Raw genomic sequence first — 4707 nt, 5'->3', positions numbered from 1 at the left:
GTGGGTCAGTCAGTAAATGCATCGACTGATACTCCGCATTCGCGAGCAAGCCCGCTCCCACATTGGACCTGTGTATCGCCTTTAGCTACTTGCAGTCCTGAGCCGCCAACTCAAGCCGCGACGGCTTGATCGCCGACGCCAGTGGCTTACGCTCGTACAGGAACACTTTGGTGCCGTCCTGGGACTTGTAGGCCTCCAGCACGTCATCGGCGGCAATCTTGCTGGTCAACACCACCTTGGCGTGGCGCGAGTTCTGCGTCACGGTCGAGGTGATGCCGTACTTTTCAAGCTTGGGCAATACACATTGCACATAGCTTTCGGGGGTCTTGCTGGTTTGCAGGGTTAAGCTCGGCGCATTGGGCGCAGTGATACAACCGGTCAGCAACAACGAAGCAAAAGCCAGGGCCGGGACGAAAAAAGAGCGCATAAACATTCCTGAAAATAACCAATAGGGTTCACATCGATCCGCGCGTCATCCGGCGCGGACCAGGGCCTTGAGCGATGCATCAAACTGCTTCAAGGCATTGAGCTGTACATCACGCTGCTGTTCAATCTGCGCGGCAATTTCCGGGGCCGCCTTGTCATGCACCCAAACCGATGGCACTTGTTTGTGTACCGAGCCTTCGGCCTTGGCGATATATTGCAGGTCTGCATCATAGAACCGTGCAACAAAACGCGCCTCGACCTGGTCGTTACGCTGGGTCAGCAGCTGGTTATGGGTGTCGAGCATCACCACCACATCTGGGTGCGCCTGCACCAGTTCATCCAGGCTGCTATAGACCGTCACGCTGCGAAAAGTGCCCTGCAATGAATTCATCAGCCAATCAATCGCCAGTTCCGGGTCTGAACTGTTGACGAACGCCTCGCGGATGCGCCCGTCAAGGGCATCCTTGGCGCCGTTCATGGCCATGGCGTGGTAGCGTTCAAGGTAACTGAGGTTGTCGCGGGTGTTTTCGCTGTACAACACCCCCACCGACTGCGCGTGCTGCAGGGAGTCTACGCTACCGGCGAGTGCCAGCAAATGGCCGGTACGCAGATCATCGGCAATTGCCGGATTGGCCAACACCGTCGTGCCAAGCATCAGCATGATTAAACCCAACTGGATCATCGTCCTCATCGCGCATTTCCTTGAACAGCGTCTCGATGGGGTGATTCTGCGCTTTTGGTACAAAAACAGAACTTGCGATCCTTGATGGTGACTATCATTTGAACCGATAGTGTCGAGTATCTCGCGACCTCTATAAAACTATAAGGACCCTGCCATGAAGCCCCACCAGAAAACCTTCGACCGCATCCGCGAAGCCGTATTGCCGGAGTTTCGCGAGCGGGTCGCCGATTACCTGGTCGATTATGAAAACGTGCTGCAGGATCAAACCGCCGATGCCGACCAGCGCTACGCCAGCGCCCAGCAACTGCGCGGTTACCTGCGCGGTTTGAACACCACACGGGTGCTGGGCATGGCGGACTGGGAAGATTTGGACCGACGCGTAGCCCACGAATGGCTGTAAACCCTAAAGCGCCGGGCGCTGCAGGTTGACCCATGCCTGCACCGACGGCCGCTGCCATTGGCGCTGTGCGTAATCCACCAACTCGGCTGGCACACTGTCACCGTTGAGGATCAGACGGTTGAGCATCACCGCCAGGTCCACATCGGCAATCGACCATTGGCCGAACAGGTAGTGGGGGTTGCCCGCCAGCAGCGCCTGCGCCGCGCTGATCAGCTTGCGCGCGGCCGCCTCTGCAACGGGCGACAACGGCGGCATCTTCTGCCCGTAAAACACCACCAACGTCGAACGTTCCTGACGGATCGGCAGTAAGTCGCTACGCAGCCACGCCTGCACCTGCCGCGCCCTCGCCCGCTGTTTTGGATCAGCAGGGTACACCGGCGTTTCGGGGTAGACCTGCTCCAGGTATTCAGTGATCGCGGAAGATTCCGACAGCGCAAAGTCGCCCTCAACCAACGTAGGCACGCGCTGCGTCACCGAGAGCTGGGCGAAGTCCGCCGCCTGGTTTTGCCCGGCGTCCAAATCCAGGGTGAGCAGGTCGAACGCCAGGCCTTTTTCGCGCAGTGTGACAAACACCGACATCGCATAGGGGCTGGTAAACATCGAATCTACATAGAGGCGCAGCGGGCTCGGGTGCATGGGCGATCTCCTTGAATGGAACCCCACGCTACGAGATCTGCGGCGATAAAGACAATGCAGGGTTTTTATGGGGCCATTCCTGGCGGGAATAGGCCCAATAGTGGCAATATCATAGCGACTCGCTAGTCTGCGAGAACGCTCCGCCATTCAAAAGTGCTCAAGGAAGAACATCTTATGAAACAAGCAGTTGTCGTCATTCACGGCATCGGTGAACAACGCCCAATGGATACGTTGCGTGGTTTTGTCGAAGCGATGATCCCCGCCGACACCCCCGACGGCACCCCGTTGTACTGGAGCAAACCGGACCGGCTGTCTCGCAACTTCGACCTGCGCGTGCTGAAGTCCTCGGGCCGCACAAGCACGGATTTTTACGAGTACTACTGGGCCCACAAGATGCAGGGCACCAAGCTCGGCCATCTGCTGGGCTGGCTGTGGGACATCTTTAAGCGCCCGCGCCGTGATATCCCCGACGCCATCGTGCCGATTTGGCGCACCACGCGCTGGACGGTGATCCTGCTGTTGCTGCTGATCGCCAGCGGCAGCCTCGCCACCGCCTGGGGAAAATTCGAGCACCACGACAACCCTTACGCCCTGGTGCCGCTGCTGCTCGGCGCCATCGGCCTGGGGCTGCGCTATTCCGCGCTGTCCTACCTGGGCGATGCGGCGCGTTACCTCAGCCCCAACCCGCAAAATGTCGTGGTGCGCGAACAGATCCGTGCCGACGGCGTGGCGCTGCTGCGTGCGTTGCACAACAAGGGCGAGTACGACCGCATCATCGTCGTCGGCCACAGTTTGGGCAGCATGATTGCCTACGATATCGTCGGCTACCTGTGGCACGAACATCACGACCAACTCACCAAAGTCATCCCCAGTAACCGCGAGCTGGCCAACCGGTATGCCCACCACGAACCGCTGCAACCGGTGGTCAAGGATGCGCTGCCAAACGCCGGTGCCGCACTCGACGGCAGCCTGGGCAGCCTCTTGAGGTTTCGCGAACAGCAAACCCAAGCGTTTATCGAGCAACGTGGCCTGGGCAACCCGTGGCGCATCACCGACCTGGTCACCGTCGGCAGCCCGATGGCCCACGCCAGCTTGTTGCTGGGCCGCAGCGTCAGTGACTTCAAACAACGCATGGCACGTCGCGAAGCCCCGGCCTGCCCGCCCACCCAGGACGAAAAGGGCTACGGCTACAACGCCCGCCAGCCAGTGATTCTCGGCGAAAAACCCTTCACCCCACAGTATTTGCACCACGCGGCGGCCTTTGCCGTGACGCGCTGGACCAACCTCTACTTCCCGGCGCCCTACGGCCTGTTTGGCGATATCGTCGCGGGCCCGGTCAAGCCGGTGATGGGCGCCGGCGTGCTGGATTTGCCGGTCACTGTAGGCAAGTGGAAGGGCTGGCTGGCACGGTCGTGGTTCAGTCACACCCACTACTGGAGCGAACGCGGCGGCGCCCAAGGCTACCTCGGTGCACTCGGCAACGATGAACAGGCGATCACCCATGGCCCACGCCCTTCGGCGACCGAAGCGTTGCGCTGGGCGGTCGACCTCAAGGGCTTGCGGCGTTATCGCGCGGCAGGCGCCAAGGAAGCCCTGGCACCGGCTTAGCCTGCAAAGCCGCCTTTAACCAGAAACTCACGCTCTTGCGCGGTGGTGGCCCTGGCCAACACCGCGTTGCGATGGGGAAAACGCCCGAACCGTTCGATGATGTTTGCGTGCTCCTTGGCCCAATGGTAGGTGCTGGCATCCAGGCGCTGGTTCAACACCAGCGAGCGCTGCTGATCGGCCGGGTCTTCGGAATGCTCAAACGGCAGATAACAGAACGCTCGCAGCTCGGGCTCGATCAACTGATCCAGCCCGGCATCGAGCATGCGCTGCGCATACAGCCGCGCCAGCGGGTCGGTGGCAAACATGTGCGCCGTACCTCGAAAGGCATTGCGCGGGAACTGATCCAGCAGGATCAACAACGCCAGCGCGCCGTGCGCTGAATCCAGCCAACCTTCCAGCTCGCGCCGAGCGGCTTGCATATGGGTGGCGTAGAAGGTGTCGCGAAACGCTGCGTCGAACGCCGCGTCCTTGGCAAACCAGCGCTTGGGCCCCGCCTGCTTCCAAAATTGAATCACCGCCTCGGCCGGCTGGCCGTTCATGCTTGTCATCATTGCCTCCTATGAGCCTGCAGATTTCATCATTGACGCCGCCAGAGTCGATTAAGTTTCGCCTCCGGCGCCGGGGCTGCACCTAGGGTTAGCCTTTTGGTGTGGGAGCGGGCTTGCCCTGATGCCGGTCGGTTAAGCGGACGCAAAAGCTCAAAGCAGCGAAGATCAAATGTGGGAGCTGGCTTGCCTGCGATGGCATCGACTGTGTGTCACTGACAGACCGATGCGCCCGCATCGCAGCATAGGTATCTACACATCTTTTTATGGGTTGAATTCTTGGGTTGTCGCGGGGGCGCTGGGTGCATATCCGTTATTTGGGTAACGGCTGCTATGGGTTCCGCCCTTACGGCGGGTCACTTTTGGAAAAGAGCCCGGAATGCCGGCCCAGCCAAAAGTAACCAAAAGGG

Annotated in this window: 6 protein-coding genes; 2 read left to right on the top strand and 4 right to left on the bottom strand. The window is 60.1% G+C overall.

Annotated elements, in window-relative coordinates; translation table 11 throughout:
* Positions 1-85: 85 nt before the first annotated feature.
* Together ACI77I_RS31570 and ACI77I_RS31565 are read right to left on the bottom strand one after the other, a co-directional pair.
* Positions 86-427 (bottom strand): hypothetical protein, encoded by a 342-nt coding sequence (locus ACI77I_RS31570; protein WP_242155817.1) that lies wholly within the window; start codon positions 425-427, stop codon positions 86-88.
* Positions 428-472: 45 nt separating this feature from the next.
* Complete coding sequence (locus ACI77I_RS31565; RefSeq protein WP_094953296.1) at positions 473-1117, bottom strand: ATPase; 645 nt, start codon at positions 1115-1117, stop codon at positions 473-475.
* Between the two features lie 145 nt (positions 1118-1262).
* On the opposite strand from ACI77I_RS31565, the gene ACI77I_RS31560 reads away from it, so the two are divergent.
* Entirely contained in the window at positions 1263-1508 is a 246-nt protein-coding gene (locus ACI77I_RS31560; RefSeq protein WP_094953298.1) for a hypothetical protein, read from the top strand.
* Between the two features lie 3 nt (positions 1509-1511).
* Here the strand turns inward: ACI77I_RS31560 and yfcF are convergent, their stop codons facing one another.
* Positions 1512-2144, bottom strand: coding sequence for a glutathione transferase (gene yfcF, locus ACI77I_RS31555; protein WP_407000107.1), 633 nt, complete (start codon positions 2142-2144; stop codon positions 1512-1514).
* 174 nt (positions 2145-2318) lie between these two features.
* Between yfcF and ACI77I_RS31550 the strand changes: the two genes are divergently transcribed.
* The gene (locus tag ACI77I_RS31550) at positions 2319-3752 is read left to right on the top strand and encodes a hypothetical protein (protein ID WP_407000105.1); all 1434 of its coding nucleotides are present in this window, start codon (positions 2319-2321) and stop codon (positions 3750-3752) included.
* On the opposite strand, the gene ACI77I_RS31545 is transcribed toward ACI77I_RS31550, so the two are convergent.
* Positions 3749-4291: a DUF924 family protein gene (locus tag ACI77I_RS31545; protein WP_371917711.1), complete on the bottom strand. Its 543-nt coding sequence runs from the start codon at positions 4289-4291 to the stop codon at positions 3749-3751. The genes ACI77I_RS31550 and ACI77I_RS31545 overlap by 4 nt on opposite strands.
* Positions 4292-4707: the final 416 nt, after the last annotated feature.

Origin of the sequence: Pseudomonas sp. D47 (assembly GCF_045447305.1) — a bacterium.
GTDB lineage: Bacteria > Pseudomonadota > Gammaproteobacteria > Pseudomonadales > Pseudomonadaceae > Aquipseudomonas.
Note: the sequence above shows the minus strand (reverse complement) of the source record. Positions and strands in the feature narration are given on the sequence as shown.